Consider the following 18,555-nt stretch of genomic DNA (forward strand, 5'->3'; position numbering starts at 1 on the left):
GCAAGAATGGGCGGATGACGGACGCAACGAATGCCGACGCAAGGAAGCAACGGCGAGGGGCTGTCTCCGAAGAAAGCCAAAGACGTCCCAGGACGGGCAGCAGCCTGGTGGATCCGGGTACTTTGGTGGACGCGGAGGTTGACGAACTTCCCGCGCCCGGGCCCACCCGTGTGGGCGGCCGCCGCGACTTGGCTTATCTGGGTGTGTGCCTGGTGCTGATCGGCTTGAACCTGCGGAGTGTCTTTTCCAGCCTGTCTGCTGTGTTGCCGGAGGTGACCGCGCAGGCGGGGCTGCCTGGCTGGTCCGTGGTGGTGTTAACCACGGTTCCGGTGACGTTGCTGGGTGTCTTTGCCCCGGTGGCCCCGGTTTTGGCGCGCCGGTTTGGTGCTGAGCGGGTGCTGTTGGGGGCCATGGCCTTGCTGACGGCGGGCTTGTTGTTGCGGCCTGTGGACGCCGGGGCTGGGATGGGTGGGGCCGGGCATTTGCCTGCGCTCCTGGCCGGCACGGCGGCGTGCGGTGTGGCGATCGCGTTGTGCAACGTGCTCCTGCCGGGCCTGGTGAAGCGGGACTTCCCGCACCGCCTGGGCCTCATGGGCGGCCTGTACACCACCGCCATCTGCGCGTCCGCGGCGCTCGGGGCCGGGTTCACCTACCCGGTCTACACGGCGACGGGGGAGTGGACCAAGGCGCTGTGGGTCTGGGCGGTGCCGGCCGCTGTCGTGCTCCTGCTGTTCCTGCCCGTTGCCGTGCGGCAGGGGACGGTCCGGCACCAGGTGGTCAGGGACGGCGTCAACGTGTGGCGCTCCTCCGTCGCCTGGCAGGTGACCATCTTCATGGTGCTGCAGGCCATGATGTCCTTCAGCGGTTTTGCGTGGCTGGCGCCCATCCTCCGGGAAAGAGGCGTTGACGGGGCCACGGCTGGATTGATCGTTGCCGTGTGCATCGTGCTGCAGATGCTGGGGTCCCTGTTCGCCCCTGCGCTGGCCGCGCGGTTCCGCGACCAGCGGGCCATCAATACCGTGGTGGCGTTGATGACCGGGAGCGGGTTCGTGCTGAGCATTGTGGGCCCGCTGGATCTGGTCTGGGTCTGGGCGGGGCTGCTGGGCCTGGGCCAGGGAAGCCTGACCGCCTGTGCGCTGACCCTGATCATGCTCCGGACCCGGGACGGGCACACCGCCGCGCACCTGTCGGGCATGATGCAGGGCGTTGGCTACGGGGTGGGTTCCACCGGAACGCTCCTGGTGGGTCAACTCCACCAGGCCACCGGGTCCTTCGTTCCCGCCGGCGTCCTGTTCACGGTGGTGGGCCTGCTCGCGGCCGTCTTCGGCTACCGCTCCGGCCGAAACCGGTATGTGGGCGAGGAAACGTAATGCAGGACCCCACGCTTCCGGCCGTCCACCATGCCACCGGAATCTTCCGGCCACCGTATTTCTGGGTGACAGTGGGCACCTGCGCCCTGGTGTTCCTGGCCGCCTTCGAATCCCTCGCCGTAACCACCATCATGCCGCTGGTCAGCAGGGAACTGAACGGCGGAAACCTCTATGCGCTGGCCTTCGCAGGGCCCCTGGCCACCGGTGTCATCGGCATGGTGGGCGCCGGCAACTGGTCCGACAGGCGCGGGCCCGCCCTGCCGCTGTATGCCTCCGTAGCGCTGTTCGGGGCCGGCCTGCTGGTCGCGGGCACCTCGGTTTCCATGCCCATGCTGGTCTCGGGCCGCCTGGTCCAGGGCTTCGGCGGGGGCGCCCTCACCGTGGCCCTCTACGTCCTGGTGGCGCGGTTCTACCCGGGCACCCTGCATCCCCGGATTTTCGCGGCGTTTTCGGCCGCCTGGGTGGTGCCCTCACTCGTGGGGCCCGTCGCGGCCGGTGTGGTGGCGCAGGTCTTCAGCTGGCACTGGGTGTTCCTGGGCGTGGTGGGGCTGGTCATTCCGGCGCTCGCGATGATCGTGCCGGTCCTGCGCGGACTGGACCCGCCGGAACCAGCCGGCGGAGCGGAAGGAAACCTCCCGCCGTGGGCTCCGGCCCGGCTCGGCTGGGCGGCGCTGGCAGCCCTTGCCGTCCTGGGGCTCAACCTCTCCGCCGGCCTCAGCATCCCCGCCTTCCCGCCCGCCAAGGCACTCCTGGCCGTTGCCGCCGTCGTCCTTGCCCTGGCAGCGGTCCGGCCGCTGGTGCCCGCCGGGACCCTTAGGGCACGGCGGGGACTGCCCAGCGTGATCCTGTCCCGCGGCCTCGCCTCGGCGGCCTTCTTCGGGGCGGAGGTCTACCTTCCCTACCTGCTGATCGACCAGTTCGGCTTCCCGCCCACCTTGGCGGGCGTCACCCTCACCGGCGGAGCGCTGGCGTGGGCCGGTGCCGCGGCGGTCCAGGGCCGCATGGGCCCGCGGCTGGAGCACCGGAGGGCTGTGCGGGTGGGCTCGTTGATGGTGCTCGCTGCCATCCTCCTGGCCCTGGCCGCGGCGGGACTGCACTGGCCCGCCGCCGTCGCCATCGCCGGGTGGGTGCTGGCCGGCGGCGGGATGGGCCTGCTCTACCCCCGGCTGAGCGTGATGACACTGGCACTGTCCAGCAAGGACAACGAGGGCTTCAACAGCTCCGCCATGTCAATCGCCGACTCGCTGGGCGGGGCTCTTTCACTCGCCGCCACCGGGATAGTCTTCGCGGCATTTACCACGGCGGTCCAGTCCTTTGCCGGCGTCTTCGCCTTCACCGCGGCCCTCGGGCTGGCCGCGGTGCTGGTGGCGCCGCGGGTCACCGGCAGGCAAGGTGCGGCGGGCTAGGGAAGGCGGGTGGCGCGCAGGACGACGTCGGCAATGGTCGCCTCCTGCCCGTCCGGCCCGGTGACAGGACGCGCCCGGCTGGTGAGGACCTCCAGCTGCCAGCCGGGGCCGCCCAGGGCCAGTTCACGGACCAGCTGGTCTCCGGTGTAGAACATGTCCAGGTGCTGGTGGTGGTCGTTGCCCCATGGCGGCAGCCGGTCCGGGTGGTGGCCCACCACCAGCAGGGTCCCGCCTGGTTTGACGGCAGCGGCGGCTGCGCGCAGCGGGACCCGCCAGTCGAGTTCCCGGGAGTGCAGGAACTGTGACGTCACGAGGTCGTAGGAACCCTCGGGCAGCCACGTCGTGAGGTCCGCTTGCTGCCACGTGATCCGGCTGCGGATGTCCCCGCTGGATGTGTTCACGCTTTCGCGCGCCAGCTCGGCCAGTTCGTGCGAGTGGGCCCGTTCCAGCGCCACGGCGGAAACATCGACGGCGGTGACGGACCAGCCTTGCCGGGCAAGCCAGATGGCGTCGGCGCCCTCGCCGCACCCGAGTTCCAGTGCCTTGCCGGGGCGCAGTCCGCCGGCCTCATGGACCAGTTGGGGGTTCGGCTTTCCGCTCCAGAGCCGGGCTTTGCTCCGGTACCGCTCGTCCCAAACCGCCCCGGGGTCGACGCCGCTGCCCGCTTCCGGCGCCCCGCCGGCGTCCTGCGCGTGCGGCCGGTGCGCTTCCTCCTGGTGCGTGTCCTGGCCCTGCCCCGGGTGTTCACTCATGCTCCAACACTGCCCCGCCATGACCCCGTTGGCAACGCCGCGGACGGCCGCCCGGTCTCGGGATGCTAGACTGGAGGAACTTGATGTGCAGTGATGCCGCCTGCTCCGGATCTGGAGTTCCTTCCAGGGAGTGGGCTTTCTTCATGTGAGAGGCACATCCTGCGTCGATGAACGCGTTCCATTTGGTCCCGGCCGGCTGTCCCTATGTGCAGCGCCCGGTTGATCACCTGACTTTTCTTCGGCGAAACCCCTGGGCCAACCGGCACCGGGGGCCGATATCCGCCCGGATACCGCCAGAAAGACCGTAAAAAACTACATGACTACTTTTGCTGCCCTCGGTACTCCCAAGGCCCTTGCAGACACCCTCACCGCGCAGGGAATCGTTGAACCGTTCCCCATCCAGGTGAAGACCCTCCCGGACACCTTGTCCGGCCGTGACGTCCTTGGCCGTGGCCGGACCGGATCCGGTAAAACCATTGCTTTCGCTATCCCGCTTGTAGCAAGACTCGCTGAGCGGGAAGCCAAGTACTTCCGCAAGCCCGGCCGCCCCATGGGCCTGGTCCTGGCACCCACCCGTGAACTGGCGACCCAGATCAACGCCACCATCGAGCCGCTGGCCAAGGCCGCCGGTTTGAACACCACCGTGATCTACGGTGGCATCTCCCAGGCCCGGCAGGAGAAGGCGCTGCGCGCCGGTGTCGACATCGTCATCGCCTGCCCCGGCCGCCTGGAGGACCTGATCCGCCAGCGCATCCTCACCCTCGAAGGCGTGGAGATCACGGTCCTGGACGAGGCCGACCACATGGCGGACCTCGGCTTCCTGCCCGTGGTCAAGAAGCTCATGGACATGACCCCCAGCCAGGGCCAGCGCCTGCTGTTCTCCGCCACCCTGGATAACGGCGTGGACAAGATCGTCCAGCGCTACCTGTCCAACCCGCTCACCCACTCGGTGGACGACCCCCAGGCGGCCGTGACCACCATGGAGCACCACGTGCTGGTGGTCAACGACCAGACCGTCAAGAAGCAGCTGATCGTTGAGCTCGCTTCGGGTGCCGGCCGCCGCGTCCTGTTCATGCGGACCAAGCACCACGCCCGCAAGCTGGCCAAGACCCTGACCGACGCCGGGATCCCCGCCGTGGACCTGCACGGCAACCTGTCGCAGAATGCCCGTGACCGCAACCTCGCCGAGTTCTCCAACGGCGACGTCCGCGTCCTGGTGGCCACCGACGTCGCCGCCCGCGGTGTGCACGTCGATGACGTCGAACTGGTCATCCACGTGGATCCGCCCACCGAGCACAAGGCGTACCTGCACCGTTCCGGCCGCACCGCGCGCGCCGGCTCCGACGGTACCGTGGTCACCCTGACCCTGCCGGAGCAGCAGTCCGACGTGAAGAAGCTCATGAAGGCCGCCGGCGTGGACGTCAGCTTCGAGCGCGTCACCGCCAGCTCGCCGATCGTGGCCGAGCTTGTTGGCGATATCGCCGAAAAGGTCGATCCCCGCACCCGCGCCGCACTGCTGGCGGCCAAGGCCCCCAAGCAGGGCGCCGGAACCTCCACCGGTGCCAACGCCGAGCGCAAGCGTGCACGCCGCCAGGCTGCCCCGAGTGCCGGTGGCCGTGGTGGCCGTGGTGGACGTGGCAAGGTTTCGGCCGAGCCCGCCCGCAGCGACGCCCCCCGTGCTGAGCGCCGCGCAGCAGCCTTCGAAGGCCGGACCGAAGCCCGCGCCGCCTTCGACCGCAACGCAGAGCAGAACGAGGACCGCGCAGTTGCAGCTGCGGCTGCCCGCCGTAATGCCCGCGGCCGCGGCACCGCCTCAACCCACCGCAACGACGTCCCCGCAGCAGGTGGCCGCTCATCGGCCGGCCGCGGTTCCGACGGCCGTGCAGCGGAGGGCCGGGGCGATTCCCGGATCACCCGCAGCGATGCCCCGCGCGGCGGCTCCGGCCGCCCGGCCTCAGGCGGCCGCCCGGCCTCAGGCGGACGCCCCGCGTCCGGCGGGGGCCAGCGCAGCGGGCGCCCGGCAACCGGCCAGCGTGCAGCGGCAGGTGCCTCCGGCCAGCGTTCATCAGGCGCCGGCGGCAGCAAGGCCGTCTGGTCCTCCAACACCGGCGGAACCTCAGGCGGCTCCTACGGGTCCGGCAGCGGTGGCAACGGCGGCTCGGGCCGTCCCGCCCGCAGCGGCCCCCGCCGCGCGTCGGCTCCGGCGTCGAACGAGCGCCGCGGACGCTAGAAACGCGCCTTAACCACAGCGGTGGTTGAGCTTGTCGGTTTCGACAGGCTCAACCACCGCTGTGTTTTATCCCAAATAGCCGCCTGGTTTTACCAGCCTCGGACGCGCCATTCGTCCAGGTGCGGACGTTCTGCACCGAGCGTGGTCGGCTTGCCGTGGCCGGGGTGCACGACGGCGGAGTCCGGGTAGGCGTCGAACAACCGCTCCGTGACGTCGGACAGGAGCTGGGCGAACCGTTCCGGGTCCTTCTCCGTGTTGCCCACCCCGCCGGGGAACAGCGAGTCGCCTGAGAAGATGTGCGCCGGTCCTTCCGGGTCCTGGTACACAAAGGCGATCGAGCCCGGCGTGTGGCCGCGCAGGTGCACGGCGGTGACGTCGAAGCCGTCGAAATTCCCCACGTCCCCGTGGCTTAGCCGGACGTCCACCGGAACCGGCAACGCATCGGCGTCGTCCGCTCCCGCCGCTGTCCTGGCCCCGGTGGCGTCCACCAGTTCCTTCAGCGCCCGCACGTGGTCCCAGTGCTGGTGCGTGGTGGCGATCAGGGCCAGCCGCGGAGCCGCGGCTGTGTCCGCGGCGCCGTCCGCGAGCAACTGCCGGATGGCCGGAAGGTCGTCAGCGGCGTCAATGAGCAGCTGCGCGCCGCTTTCCTTGGCGGTCAGCAGGTACACATTGTTGTCCATTGCGCTGACGGAGATACTGCGGATGGTGATGGCCGGCAGGTCGTAGAGAAGTGAGTCCATGGCTTCAGTCTAGGGACGGGCTACAGGCCCAGCGGCAAGGCAGTGGAGTAGACCTGCTTGCACGGCGGGCCGGCCAGGATTTCGTGCAGCGCGTTTTTTCCTTCGGGTGTAGTGCGCCAGGCGGCGTAGTCGTCGTGGTCCTGCGTGGTGGCCCAGGTTTCCACGACCAGGATGTGGCAGGGGTCCGCGTCATCCACCAGCGCCTCGATGCCCTGGTTACCAGGCCACGCGCGGGTGGCCGCGAGCGTTTCGGACAAGTACTTTGCGGCGTCGTTGCGGCGGGCGGGGTCGATCCGGACTTCGAAGTGGACGATGGCAGGCATGAGGCTCCTTGGCATGGGCGTGGCACGGCCGGCTGACCGGTACCCACTGCGTGCAACACGGCTGCGGACCGCTTTCTTCCCGCCCTTGCCGGACCCAAATCCCGGTGTGACCTGCGGCTGCATCCGCCGTGAGGAGATTCATAAAAGTGGGCCTTATGCAGTTCCGGTTGTTAGCGTCGGAAGTCAAGCCAGACTCTTTGCGACGCCGGCTGAGTGCTTTTCCCCAGTCAGTACCAAGCACGTGGAACCGGCGTCCGGACCGCAGCCTCAAAACTGAAATGGGATCCAATGAGCCAAAAAGCAGCACCCCCCGTGGGCACCGCGGGGCGTGAAACATCGGAACAGAAGCCGCCGGCAATGGCCGGAACCGGCCACGGAACAGGCAGCCCGGAGGCCAGGACCCGGGTCAACAAAACTGTCTTCCTCGGCTCCGCCATCGGCGTGGTGGGCATCGCGCTTTGGGCGATTCTTGCCAAGGACAACGCCGACGCCGTCATCGGGTCCATGGTGGGCTGGGTGTCCACCAACATGGGCTGGTACTACTTCCTGATCGTCACCGCCGTGGTCATCTTCGTCCTGGTCGCCGCGCTGTCCCGGGTGGGCAAGACCAAGCTCGGGCCGGACCACTCCAAGCCACAGTTCGGGATGTTCACCTGGGCGGCCATGCTGTTCGCGGCAGGCATCGGCATCGACCTGATGTTCTTTTCCGTGTCCGAACCCGTCAGCCAGTACCTTGCCCCGCCGCAGGGCGAAGGGGGTACCGCGGAAGCCGCACGCCAGGCCCTGGTGTGGACCCTGTTCCATTACGGCATCACCGGCTGGGCCCTGTACGCCCTGATGGGGCTCGCCCTGGGCTACTTCTCCTACCGCCACAACCTGCCGCTGAGCATCCGCTCCGCGCTCTACCCCATCTTCGGCAAGAAGATCGAGGGGCCCATGGGGCACGCGGTGGATATCGCCGCCCTGCTCGGCACTATCTTCGGCATCGCCACATCCCTGGGCATCGGCGTCGTCCAGTTGAACTACGGGCTGAACTTCATGTTCGGCATTCCGGAGAACCTGGCCGTGCAGATCGGGCTGATCGTGCTGTCCGTGGTGATGGCAACGGTCTCCGTGGTGTCCGGCGTCGAAAAGGGCATCCGGCGGCTCTCGGAACTGAACGTCGTCCTGGCGGTGGCGCTGATGCTGTTCGTGCTGGTAACCGGGAAGACCAGCTTCCTGCTGGACGGGATCGTCCAGAACGTCGGCGACGTCATGAGCCGGTTCCCGGGCATGACATTGGATACCTTCGCCTATGACCGTCCCACCGACTGGATGAACGCCTGGACCCTGTTCTTTTGGGCGTGGTGGATCGCCTGGGCCCCGTTCGTTGGCTTGTTCCTGGCCCGGATCTCCCGTGGCCGCACCATCAGGCAGTTCGTCCTGGGCACCATGACCGTTCCGTTCATCTTCATCGTGCTGTGGATCTCCATCTTCGGAAACTCCAGCCTCGACCTGATCATGAATGGCAACGCAGCGTTCGGCGAGGCGGCCATGAGCCACCCGGAGCGCGGCTTCTACAGCCTGCTGGAGCAGTTTCCGGCCGTCCCGGTTACCGCCGCCGTGGCCACGTTCACGGGCCTGCTGTTCTATGTGACCTCCGCCGATTCCGGCGCGCTGGTCATGTCCAACTTCACCTCGCACCTGAAGGACGCGGACTCGGACGGTCCCGAGTGGATGCGCGTGTTCTGGGCCGTGGCCACCGGCTTGCTGACCCTGGCCATGCTGACCGTTGGCGGCGTGACCACGCTGCAGAACGCCACGATCGTCATGGGGCTGCCGCTGTCCCTGCTGCTGGTGCTGATCATGCTGGGCCTGTACAAGGCCCTCCGCGTGGAGAACTCGCTCAACGACAGCTACCGGGCGAGCCTGCCCGGCATCATTACCGGCCGGGCGGCGGACCAGCGTGCCGGCCGGACCTGGCGGCAGCGGCTGGTCCGGGCCATGAACTATCCCGGCCGCAAGCAGACCATCCGGTTCGCCGAAACCGTGGCCATTCCGGCGCTGGAGGAAGTGGAAGCGGAGCTGCGCGAGCAGGGCGCCGAAACAACCCTGGCCATCACCACGGTGGAGGCCTGCGGGATCCCGAGCATCGACCTGCAGCTGGCCATGGGGGAGGAACGGGCGTTCAAATACCAGATCTACCCGGTCCGGTACGAGACCCCCAGCTACGCCACCCGCCGCGCGGATCCGGATGACCACTACTACCGGATGGAAGTGTTCGCACAGGAGGGAAGCCACGGCTACGACCTCATGGGCTACACCAGGGAACAGGTCATCACGGATGTCCTGGACCACTACGAACAGCACCTCGAATTCCTGCACCTGAACCGTGCAGCGCCCGGAATCACCCTCCTCGTGGAGGACCAGGTGGCAAAAGACAATTGGGAATCCGACTTCGACATGCAGGAGGAAACTAAGTGAGCACGTCAACGCTTTTCATCGGCGGCAGTTGGGTGGCAGCGTCCGACGGCGGCACCCGGGACATCCACTGCCCCGCGGACGGGCAGCTGGTCGGGACCGTTGCGGAAGCAACAGCAGGGGACGCCGAGCGCGCCGTGCACGCGGCCAGGACGGCGTTCGACGCCGGGGAATGGGCAGGCACCTCGGCACTGGAGCGGGGCTCGTTCCTGCTGGGGGTCGCCGCCAGGCTGCGGGAACGGAAGGATGACTTCGCCCGCGCCGAGACGCTGGACACCGGCAAGCGACTGGTGGAAAGCGAAATCGACATGGACGACATCGCCAACTGCTTTGAGTACTTCGGCAAGCTGGCCGGCCAGGACTCCGGACGGGTGGTGGACGCGGGCAGCCGCACCGTGGTCAGCCGGATCGAATACGAGCCCGTGGGCGTGTGCTCGCTGATCGCGCCGTGGAACTACCCGCTGCTCCAGGCCGCCTGGAAAATTGCGCCCGCCCTGGCCGCCGGCTGCAGCTTCGTCCTCAAACCCAGCGAACTGACGCCGCACACCTCCATCCTGATGATGGAAGTCCTGCAGGAACTGGGCCTGCCCGCCGGCGTCGCGAACCTTGTCCTGGGCGACGGCAAGATCGTGGGGCCCGTCCTCTCCGGCCACCCTGAGGTTGACCTGGTCTCCTTCACCGGCGGCCTGGAGACCGGGAAAGCCATCGCGGCCTCGGCAGCTGCCACCGTCAAGAAAGTGGCGCTGGAACTGGGCGGCAAGAATCCGAACATCATCTTCGCGGACGCCGACTTCGACGCTGCCCTGGACAACGCGCTCAACGCCGCGTTCGTGCACTCCGGGCAGGTCTGCTCCGCCGGTGCACGCCTGGTGGTTGAGGAGTCCATTGCGGAGAAGTTCGTGGCCGAACTGGTCCGCCGGGCCGAAAAGATCCGGCTGGGTGGTCCGTTCGATCCCGACGCCGAGACCGGCCCGCTGATCTCTGCCGCGCACCGGGACAAGGTCACCGCCTACGTGGAGAAGGGCATCGCCGAAGGCGCCCGGCTGCGGTGCGGCGGCGCCTGGGGCGGCGGGGAGCTCGAAAAGGGCTTCTACTACCTGCCCACCGTCCTGGACCAGGTCAAGAGCGGCATGTCCGTGGTGGTTGACGAGGCGTTCGGGCCGGTGGTCACGGTGGAAACCTTCAACACCGAGGCGGAGGCCATCAAGATCGGCAACGACACCCACTACGGCCTGGCCGGTGCCGTCTGGTCCCAGGATGCCGGGAAGGCCCAGCGGGTTGCCCGGGCGCTGCGCCACGGAACCATCTGGATCAACGATTTCCACCCCTACCTGCCGCAGGCGGAGTGGGGCGGCTTCGGCCAGTCAGGCGTGGGCCGCGAACTGGGCCCCACTGGCCTGGCCGAATACCAGGAAGCCAAGCACGTCTACCAGAACATCGATCCGCAGGTCACCGGCTGGTTCAGCGACCATGCCGCCGCTGCAGAGGGGAAGTAGGACACATGGCAAGCGAAGCAAAGACAGAGTTCGACTACATCGTGATCGGCGGCGGTTCCGCCGGCGCCGCCGTGGCATCCCGCCTGAGCGAGGACCCGTCGGTGGACGTTGCCCTGGTGGAAGCCGGGCCGGATGACCGCAACATTCCCGAGATCCTGCAGCTGGACCGCTGGATGGAGCTGCTGGAATCCGGCTACGACTGGGACTACCCCATCGAGGAGCAGGAGAACGGCAACTCCTTCATGCGGCATGCCCGCGCCAAGGTGATGGGCGGGTGTTCCAGCCACAACTCCTGCATTGCGTTCTGGGCGCCCCGGGAAGACATTGACGAGTGGGAGAAGAAGTTCGGCGCCGCCGGCTGGAACTCCGAGACGGCCTACCGGCTGTACAAGCAGCTGGAAACCAACGAGGACGCCGGCCCGGACGCGCCGCACCACGGCGACAGCGGCCCCGTCCACCTCATGAACGTTCCGGCCACGGACCCCACCGGCCGCGCCATGCTGGAAGCCTGCGAACAGGCGGGCATCCCCAAGGCACACTTCAACACCGGCGACACCGTGATCAACGGCGCGGGCTTCTTCCAGATCAACCGCCGCGCCGACGGCACCCGGTCCTCCAGCTCGGTGTCCTACATCCACCCGATCATGGACCGGAAGAACTTCACCCTGCTGACCGGTCTGCGCGCCAAGGAACTGACCTTTGACGGGACCAACCGCTGCACCGGCGTGGCCGTGGTGGACAACGCCTTCGCCAAAACACACCAGCTCACCGCAAGGTCCGAAGTGATCGTCTCCACCGGCGCCATCGATTCGCCCAAGCTGCTTCTGCTGTCCGGGATCGGCCCGGCCGCGCAACTGGAAGAGTTCGGCATCCCCGTTCGCGTTGATTCCCCCGGCGTGGGCGAGCACCTGCAGGACCACCCCGAGGGCGTCATCCAGTGGGAGGCCAAGCAGCCCATGACCAAGACGTCCACCCAGTGGTGGGAGGCCGGTATCTTCACCACCACCGAAGAGGGCCTGGACCGGCCGGACCTGATGTTCCACTACGGGTCGGTTCCGTTCGACATGCACACCCTGCGCCAGGGCTTCCCCACCACGGAGAACGGCTTCTGCCTGACCCCCAACGTCACCCACGCCCGCTCCCGCGGCACGGTGAAGCTGCGCAGCAAGGACTTCCGGGACAAGCCCAGGGTGGATCCGCGCTACTTCACCGACCCGGACGGCCACGACATGCGCGTCATGACCGCGGGAATCCGCAAGGCCCGCGAGATCGCCGCGCAGCCTGCACTCGCCGACTGGGTAGGCACCGAGCTGTATCCGGGCGACGCCATCCAGACCGACGAGGAGATCGCCGACTACATCCGCAAGACCCACAACACCGTGTACCACCCCGCGGGGACGGTGCGGATGGGAGCGGCCGACGACGACATGTCGCCGTTGGATCCCCAGTTGCGGGTCAAGGGCGTCACCGGCCTCCGGGTGGCCGATGCGTCCGTGATGCCCGAGCTGACCACCGTGAACCCGAACATCACCGTGATGATGATCGGCGAACGCTGCGCGGAACTGGTCCGCGCGGCACGCAGCTCCTGATCCCCACGGCCTGGCCAAAAGGGCGGCTCCCTCCGGGGGAGCCGCCCTTTGCCGTACCCGGCCGGCCGACTATTCGCGCCCTTCGGACACCCAGGTGGGGTTCGCGGACCGGGACCCGACGACGGCGTCCGACGCCGCGGCAAGGACGGCCAGGTGGGCCGGGGTAAGGTCCAGGCCCAGGGCGCCAAGGTTCTCGTCGATCCGGGCCGCCTTCCGGGTCCCGGGGATGGGGACGACGGGCAGGCCAAGCTGCTTGCCTTGGGCGAAGAGCCACGCCAAGGCAACCTGCGCCGGCGTGGCGTTCAGCTGTTCCGCGACGGACCGGACGGTGTCCACCACTGCCTGGTTGGCGCTTGCGGCATCGGGGGCGAAGCGCGGGATATTCCGGCGGAAGTCCTTCTCGCCCAGGCTTGACGTATCCACGGTGCCGGTGAGGAAGCCGCGGCCCAGCGGGGAGTAGGGGACAAAGCCCACACCCAGCTCTGCTGCGGCAGGAACCACGTTGCGTTCCACATCCCGGCTCCAGATGGACCACTCGCTCTGGACTGCGGAGATCGGGTGGACGGCGGAGGCGTCCCGGAGTTCCTGCGCCGTCACCTCGGACAGGCCCAAGTGCTTTACCTTGCCCTGCTGCACCAGCTCCGCCATGGCGCCCACGGTTTCCTCGATGGGGACCCTGACGTCGCGGCGGTGCATGTAGTAAAGGTCGATGACGTCGGTGCCCAGCCGCTGCAGGCTGCGGTCCACAGCCTGGCGTACGTATTCCGCGTCGCCCCGGATGTCCGTGTAGCCGTCCGCGGGGGTGCCAACCAGCGCGAACTTGGTGGCCAGCTGGATCTCGGCCCGCCGCTCCTTGAGGAGCTGGGAGATCAGCTCCTCGTTGCTGCCTCCGCCGTAAATGTCCGCGGTGTCGATGAAGCTGACACCGGCATCGACGGCGTGGTGCAGCGTCCGGAGCGCCTCAGCGGGGTCAACGTCGCCGTAGACCGGGGTGAGGGCCATGCCGCCGAAGCCCAGGGGGCTGACGGCCAGGCCGTCGCCGAGCTGGACCGGGTGGCCGTGGTCAGTGGGGGTGTGTGCCATGGGTGCTCCTGTTCGGTTCCTGCAGTGTGGAGTGGTGGTCGTTTACAACCACGGGATGATCCGGTCGGCCGCCTGCCGGTCGGCCTGGATCAGCCGAGCGTTTGCTTCATCGGGTCCGGTGGCCCAGGCCAGGGCGGCCGCACGGTCCATGCCGAATGACACGTGCCGGTCCACCAGCCGCTGCAGGCGGAGTGCGGGCGGAGTTTCGAGGAACCATACTTCGTCCAGCTGCGCCCGCACCTCCTTCCACGGCTCCTGCCCGGCCAGCAGGTAGTTGCCCTCGGTGATGACCAGCGGGACGTCCGCGGGCACCGCAATCGAGGCAGCCACCGGCTCGTCCAGGGTGCGGCGGAACTCCGGTGCGTACACTACGGCCTCGTCCCGGCGCGCCAACCGGCGCAGCAGCGAAAGGTAGCCGCCGCCGTCGAACGTATCAATGGCGCCTTTGCGCTCCCGCAGCGGCGTCCCCTCGATGATCGCGTTGCCCAGGTGGAAGCCGTCCATCGGGACCACCACCGCCGTGCCGGGGCTGAACTGCTCCTGCAGCCACGCGGCAAACGTGGACTTCCCGGATCCCGGCGCGCCGGCGATGCCCAGGATGGTGCGCGTCTCCGGGGCCAGCCTGCGCCGGAGCGCATCGACTGCCTGCACGATCTCGGGGGAGTCCATGGCAAGAGCCTAGTCACTGCTGCGCGCGGCTGCCTGGTCCTTCGCGGGAAGCGCCTTCAGGCCGGCGGCACAACCCACGATGCCGGCAATGAACAGGAGCTTCAGGACGCTGAAGGGCTCCACGCCCGTGATCATCGCCCAGCCGACCGTCAGTGAAGCACCGATGCCCACCCAGACCGCGTAGGCCGTGCCAAGTGGAATGCTCCGGATGGCCATGCCCAGGCCCAGCATGCTCAGGGCCGCCGTGACGGCGAAAACGACGGTGGGGAGGGGCTTGCTGAAGCCCTCGGACAAGCCCAGGGCGGTGGCCCAGACAGCTTCCAGGACCGCGGAGGCCAGAAGGACCAGCCAGGGAACTGAGCGCTTCACGGTTACGCCACCACCTTCAGGCCGACCACGCACGCGGCGATGCCGGTGAGCAGCGCCAGCCGGGCCGCCGTCGGGCGTTCAACCCTGGTGGCCATGGCGTAGGCGGACGTCAGGACCACGCCGACCCCTACCCAGACGGCGTAGGCCGTTCCGGTGGGGATGGACTGCATGGCGATGGCGAGGCCGCCGGTGCTCGCCGCGACGGCCAGCAGGAACACAGCCGCGGGCGCGATGCGGCGGCGGCCGGAAACCTGGGCGGACCGGTGCAGGGCGGCTGCCCAGACGGCCTCGAGGGCGCCGGAAAGAAGAAGGATTATCCACGACATGACCAGATCCTTTGGCCAGTCTTGTCGCGTGCCGGGTACTGAACCGTCGTCCGGAGGCTCTGGTGCGGAGCCTTGGATTCCAGAGTAGCAACGCACGACGCCGGGGGGCCAGCGATGGTGCCCAACCTCACCATGCGGGGGGAGGGGGCTTTACCCGGCGGGCTCCAGCGGGTCGACCGACACCACTGCCAGGAAGCCCCGGCCCAGGATCTCCGGGCTGTTGTCGTCCGAACCGGCCACGGCGTCGTAACGGCCCAGTTCCACCGGGTTGGTGTCCGCCTGCCCGCTGCCGCCTTCACTCACCACAGCCTGACCCTGCAGCAGCACCGCCAGTTGGCCATCGAACACCGGATGCGCCCGCTTCTTGGACAGCTCGATGATGGAGGTGTACCCCTTGTATGCCGCGGCGCGGGTGATGACGTTCAGGTCGCGGATGTCTCCGGTGGGCAGTGACCCTGTTGTGGCCGCGCCGCCGTCGAACCGGAAGGGACGGTATTTCTCCAACGGCTGCTCTGCTCCGTCCACCGTGAGCAGCAGCAGTTCACCCTCGATCACGGTCAGGACCCGTTCCATGCCGGGGAACGCGGAGAAGTCACCTGCCTTGGTGACGTCCGCGATGCTCACCCGCCAATCCCAGCCGCCGTCGGACGAGCCCTGGCGCGCGATTTCCCTCGTCACCCCGCCCCCGTTGCGCCATGGTTCGGCCTTGAGCCCTGCGAAGCGGATGATCTGCATCCGCCCAGCCTAGTTCCCAAGCCCGGCAGGTTCAGGGTCCGGCGTCGCAGGTTGCGTCCCGTCCTGCTAATCTCCTCCGGGGGGTCATCACGAAAACAGCCTGAAGGAGCCGGGAATGTTCGTCAAAGTGTGTGGTCTCAGTACGCCCGAATCGGTCCGCGCGGCGGTGGAAGCAGGGGCCGACGCCGTAGGTTTCGTGCTCACCGCCAGCCCCCGGGTGGTCTCGCCCTCCCAGGCCGCCTCCCTCTTGTCGGAGGTGCCCGCTGGAGTTCGCCCGATTGGCGTGTTCCGCGACGAACCCGTGGTGGACGCCGTCGCCATTGCCCGGGCGGCGGGCCTTGAATGGATCCAGCTGCACGGGAACCGTTCCCGGGCGGACGTGGCAACGGTGCATAATGCCGGCATGAAGCTGGTCCGGGCCATCACCATGGGTGCCTCCGACGATGAATTCGAAGACTGGGGCGAGGACCTGCTCCTGATCGATGCGGCGGCGCCGGGCTCCGGCGAGTCCTGGGACTACGCCTCCGTGGCGGCGTTGCCGGTGCTGCAGGGCCGGGACTGGCTGCTTGCCGGCGGCCTGGACGCGGCCAACGTTGGCCGGGCCTCGGCCGCTGCCCAGGCCTGGGGCGTGGACGTCTCCTCGGGCGTCGAAGCGACCCGCGGCGTGAAGGACCTGGCAAAGATCCGCGCCTTCGTGCAGGCCGCCAAGGCAACCGCCGCCGTGTAGTCGCCCGGCTCAGGGCAAGATCAGGGGAGTCCCCTACCTTTTTGCCAGAGGTCCGGGGGCAGAATGGGTGCATGAAGACACTTCTGAACGTTATCTGGCTGGTTTTTGGCGGCTTCTGGCTTGCCCTGGGCTATTTCCTCGCGGGCGTGGTCTGCTGCCTGCTGATCGTCACCATCCCCTGGGGCATCGCGTCCTTCCGGATCGCTGCCTACACGCTCTGGCCCTTCGGCCGGATGGTGGTTGACCGGCCCGGCGGCAACGGTGTCTTCTCGCTGCTGGGCAACGTGATCTGGCTGCTCGTTGCCGGCATCTGGATCGCCATCGGCCATGTGCTCACGGCGTTCGCCATGGCGGTGACCATCGTGGGCATCCCGCTTGCCATCGCCAACCTCAAGCTGATCCCGGTGTCCCTGATGCCGCTGGGCAAGCAGATCGTGCCGTCGAGCAGGCCGTTTGCCAGCAACTACCGCTAAGGGTCAGTGCGCCGGCGGCAGGGGCCGGAACGCCCCGTCCCGCAGGATGGCCACGGACCCGCTGTCGTCCAGTTCGGCCGCGATGTCCACGTCCTCCGTGTAGCCGGCACCTGTCAGTTCGCGGCCGCTGGAACACCGTAACAGCACCTCGCGCAGCCGCGGCTCGGCGGCTTCGAAAACGGCCATCGCCGCCACGGCTTCCGGAGCGTAGCCGTGCCTGCCGTCGCCGGCTTCGTAGCCGCCCTTCCCGGCGGCCGCCAGCCCTGCGATGAAAGCCCCGGCCCCGATCTGGTCTTCCACGGCGGCCCGAAGGGTACGGTCATGCCACCGCTCGCCGGCCGCAACCACCGCCACCACCGCGTCGCCGGGAAGGTTGGCCGTAATCCAGTCCGCCGTGGCCGCGGCGTTGCGGAGGCACACCGCGGCCACCAGTGGAACCTCTCCTGCCAGCTCGTGGCACAGTTCAGAGCCGTTGGGGGATGGCAGGACAATCCGGTCCAGCGTTGCTGCGCTGCGCAGGCTTGCCGGGGAGAGGCTCAGCCCACCGCCGTCGCGGGGGCCTGCCAGCTGGGCGTGGTGGTGGGCGGCGAAGTCTTCGGCCCGGGTATCGCGCCACGGAAAGGGGAAGACCTCCGCGTTCCGGTCCAGCGCCACGCTGACGCAGGTGCTGAAGGACAGGACGTCCACCACCACCGCGATGTCCGCACCCGGGGCCACGGTCCTGGCGCCGTTCAGTCCCCAGTCAAGCCGAACCTCGAACGGGAGCTGCCGGTGCGCGGCGTTCGCTGAGTGCGTGTGCCGCGGCGTGGAACGGGGAGCGTTCATGCCAGTTCGCCTTTCAGGTTGCGGTGCGCGGCGTCCAGCCACAGTTCCTTGGCGCGGCGGTGGCGGAAGAGCGGGTCCAGTTCCAGCAGGTGACGCACGACGGCGGCCCGGCCGGCAGCGAAGTCGGCGTCACCGACGTGCGCGTAGTCCTTCCTGACGGCCGCGACGTAACGGGCGTACTCCTCCGGTTCCCCGCCCAGGACGGACAGGTCCGCGTCGCTCAGGAGGGCGCCGTCGTCGTCACCGGGTTCGGGCCGGTGGTCCGATGTCACCAGGACCAGCCGGACCACCTCTGCCACGTCCGCCTCCGGCAGGCCGGCCGCGGTGAGCCGGTCCTCGGCCAGCCGGGCGGATTCTTCCTCGTCCTGTCCCGCCGTGCCCCGGTACACGGCGTCGTGGAACCACGCTGCCAGCAGCACGGTCCGCGGTGCCCCGGCTGGCTCGGTAAGCAGGTCCAGTGCTTCCAGGACGGAGAGCAGGTGGGTGCAGCCATGGTAGTGGCGGTGGGGTTCGCTCCAGCGGTCCAGCAGGTCCAGGAAGAGGGCATCGTGCCCGGGCATGATGGCTTCCCAGCGGTTCAGCAGCGGAACTTTCAGCGATTTGTTCCGCCGGCGTGCCGGTATCCGCAGTCCGCTGGCGATCAGCTTGCGGACCAGGAGCCTGGCTTCGACCGGGACGGCCCCCGCCGCGATCAGCTCATCGAAGCGGCGCTCCGGCACGTCGTAGTGGTCGCCGTCGAATGCCCGTTCGGGGATTTCCGCGGCGGCAGCGAACGCGTGCAGCTCGTCCAGCGACGTATCGGACACCAGGTGGGAGAAGTGCGTACCGTGTGCAGGCCACAATGGCGGGTCGATGTAGATGGCCATGGAAGGAGTCTAGTGCTGCCACGGGGCGGTCTCCTGCCGGCCCGGCGGTCCAGTTCCTGCCAGCCCGGCGCTCCAGTCGCATTCCTCATTTGCGCAGTAAAGACGTCCCGACGGTT

The 18,555-nt window shown here is 68.3% G+C and carries 18 protein-coding genes and 1 riboswitch; of the genes, 8 read left to right on the forward strand and 10 right to left on the reverse strand.

The annotated features are described in order from the left end of the window. The first annotated feature begins 14 nt into the window (after positions 1-14). Complete coding sequence (locus C563_RS0104305; RefSeq protein ID WP_026264362.1) at positions 15-1,370, forward strand: MFS transporter; 1,356 nt, start codon at positions 15-17, stop codon at positions 1,368-1,370. Then, positions 1,370-2,776: an MFS transporter gene (locus C563_RS0104310; protein ID WP_018760805.1), complete on the forward strand. Its 1,407-nt coding sequence runs from the start codon at positions 1,370-1,372 to the stop codon at positions 2,774-2,776. The genes C563_RS0104305 and C563_RS0104310 overlap by 1 nt, the downstream gene beginning before the upstream one ends. On the opposite strand, the gene C563_RS0104315 is transcribed toward C563_RS0104310, so the two are convergent. Continuing rightward, positions 2,773-3,528 (reverse strand): class I SAM-dependent methyltransferase, encoded by a 756-nt coding sequence (locus C563_RS0104315; RefSeq protein ID WP_018760806.1) that lies wholly within the window; start codon positions 3,526-3,528, stop codon positions 2,773-2,775. The two genes, C563_RS0104310 and C563_RS0104315, sit on opposite strands and share 4 nt — an antisense overlap. A gap of 316 nt (positions 3,529-3,844) precedes the next feature. On the opposite strand from C563_RS0104315, the gene C563_RS0104320 reads away from it, so the two are divergent. Beyond that, on the forward strand, positions 3,845-5,758 hold the full coding sequence (locus tag C563_RS0104320; RefSeq protein ID WP_018760807.1) for a DEAD/DEAH box helicase: 1,914 nt from the start codon (positions 3,845-3,847) through the stop codon (positions 5,756-5,758). An 89-nt stretch (positions 5,759-5,847) separates the two neighbouring features. On the opposite strand, the gene C563_RS0104325 is transcribed toward C563_RS0104320, so the two are convergent. Together C563_RS0104325 and C563_RS0104330 are read right to left on the reverse strand one after the other, a co-directional pair. Continuing rightward, positions 5,848-6,498, reverse strand: a complete 651-nt coding sequence (locus C563_RS0104325) for an MBL fold metallo-hydrolase (protein ID WP_018760808.1) — start codon at positions 6,496-6,498, stop codon at positions 5,848-5,850. Between the two features lie 20 nt (positions 6,499-6,518). Continuing rightward, positions 6,519-6,821, reverse strand: a complete 303-nt coding sequence (locus C563_RS0104330) for a putative quinol monooxygenase (protein ID WP_018760809.1) — start codon at positions 6,819-6,821, stop codon at positions 6,519-6,521. A gap of 288 nt (positions 6,822-7,109) precedes the next feature. Between C563_RS0104330 and betT the strand changes: the two genes are divergently transcribed. The 3 genes from betT to C563_RS0104345 are packed head-to-tail and all read left to right on the forward strand — an operon-like array spanning position 7,110 to position 12,366. After that, positions 7,110-9,284: a choline BCCT transporter BetT gene (betT, locus tag C563_RS0104335; RefSeq protein ID WP_026264363.1), complete on the forward strand. Its 2,175-nt coding sequence runs from the start codon at positions 7,110-7,112 to the stop codon at positions 9,282-9,284. Then, complete coding sequence (locus tag C563_RS0104340; RefSeq protein ID WP_018760811.1) at positions 9,281-10,777, forward strand: aldehyde dehydrogenase family protein; 1,497 nt, start codon at positions 9,281-9,283, stop codon at positions 10,775-10,777. Before betT ends, C563_RS0104340 begins: the two co-directional genes overlap by 4 nt. 5 nt (positions 10,778-10,782) lie before the next feature. Beyond that, positions 10,783-12,366 carry a GMC family oxidoreductase gene (locus C563_RS0104345; protein ID WP_018760812.1) on the forward strand — a complete coding sequence of 528 codons (1,584 nt, stop codon included), beginning with the start codon at positions 10,783-10,785 and terminating at the stop codon, positions 12,364-12,366. Between the two features lie 69 nt (positions 12,367-12,435). On the opposite strand, the gene C563_RS0104350 is transcribed toward C563_RS0104345, so the two are convergent. The 5 genes from C563_RS0104350 to C563_RS0104370 all read right to left on the reverse strand — a co-directional run bounded on the left by C563_RS0104350 (position 12,436) and on the right by C563_RS0104370 (position 15,548). Beyond that, positions 12,436-13,449, reverse strand: a complete 1,014-nt coding sequence (locus tag C563_RS0104350; RefSeq protein WP_018760813.1) for an aldo/keto reductase — start codon at positions 13,447-13,449, stop codon at positions 12,436-12,438. Between the two features lie 42 nt (positions 13,450-13,491). After that, entirely contained in the window at positions 13,492-14,118 is a 627-nt protein-coding gene (locus C563_RS0104355; protein WP_018760814.1) for a nucleoside/nucleotide kinase family protein, read from the reverse strand. A 9-nt stretch (positions 14,119-14,127) separates the two neighbouring features. Then, positions 14,128-14,487 carry a DMT family transporter gene (locus C563_RS0104360; RefSeq protein WP_018760815.1) on the reverse strand — a complete coding sequence of 120 codons (360 nt, stop codon included), beginning with the start codon at positions 14,485-14,487 and terminating at the stop codon, positions 14,128-14,130. 2 nt (positions 14,488-14,489) lie between these two features. Beyond that, entirely contained in the window at positions 14,490-14,813 is a 324-nt protein-coding gene (locus tag C563_RS0104365) for a DMT family transporter (RefSeq protein WP_018760816.1), read from the reverse strand. A gap of 10 nt (positions 14,814-14,823) precedes the next feature. Beyond that, positions 14,824-14,889, reverse strand: a riboswitch (guanidine-III (ykkC-III) riboswitch). 74 nt (positions 14,890-14,963) lie between these two features. Further along, on the reverse strand, positions 14,964-15,548 hold the full coding sequence (locus tag C563_RS0104370; protein WP_018760817.1) for a HutD/Ves family protein: 585 nt from the start codon (positions 15,546-15,548) through the stop codon (positions 14,964-14,966). A gap of 115 nt (positions 15,549-15,663) precedes the next feature. Here C563_RS0104370 and C563_RS0104375 point away from each other — a divergent pair, with 115 nt between their 5' ends. Next, positions 15,664-16,275 carry a phosphoribosylanthranilate isomerase gene (locus C563_RS0104375; RefSeq protein WP_018760818.1) on the forward strand — a complete coding sequence of 204 codons (612 nt, stop codon included), beginning with the start codon at positions 15,664-15,666 and terminating at the stop codon, positions 16,273-16,275. A gap of 71 nt (positions 16,276-16,346) precedes the next feature. Then, complete coding sequence (locus C563_RS0104380) at positions 16,347-16,748, forward strand: YccF domain-containing protein (protein WP_018760819.1); 402 nt, start codon at positions 16,347-16,349, stop codon at positions 16,746-16,748. 3 nt (positions 16,749-16,751) lie between these two features. Here the strand turns inward: C563_RS0104380 and C563_RS0104385 are convergent, their stop codons facing one another. Both C563_RS0104385 and C563_RS0104390 read right to left on the reverse strand, forming a co-directional pair. Next, positions 16,752-17,573, reverse strand: a complete 822-nt coding sequence (locus C563_RS0104385; RefSeq protein WP_018760820.1) for a 2-phosphosulfolactate phosphatase — start codon at positions 17,571-17,573, stop codon at positions 16,752-16,754. Beyond that, positions 17,570-18,439, reverse strand: a complete 870-nt coding sequence (locus C563_RS0104390; protein ID WP_018760821.1) for a DUF4031 domain-containing protein — start codon at positions 18,437-18,439, stop codon at positions 17,570-17,572. The genes C563_RS0104385 and C563_RS0104390 overlap by 4 nt, the downstream gene beginning before the upstream one ends. Positions 18,440-18,555 lie beyond the last annotated feature (116 nt).

It is taken from the genome of Arthrobacter sp. 135MFCol5.1 (genome assembly GCF_000374865.1).
Classification (GTDB): Bacteria; Actinomycetota; Actinomycetes; order Actinomycetales; family Micrococcaceae; genus Arthrobacter.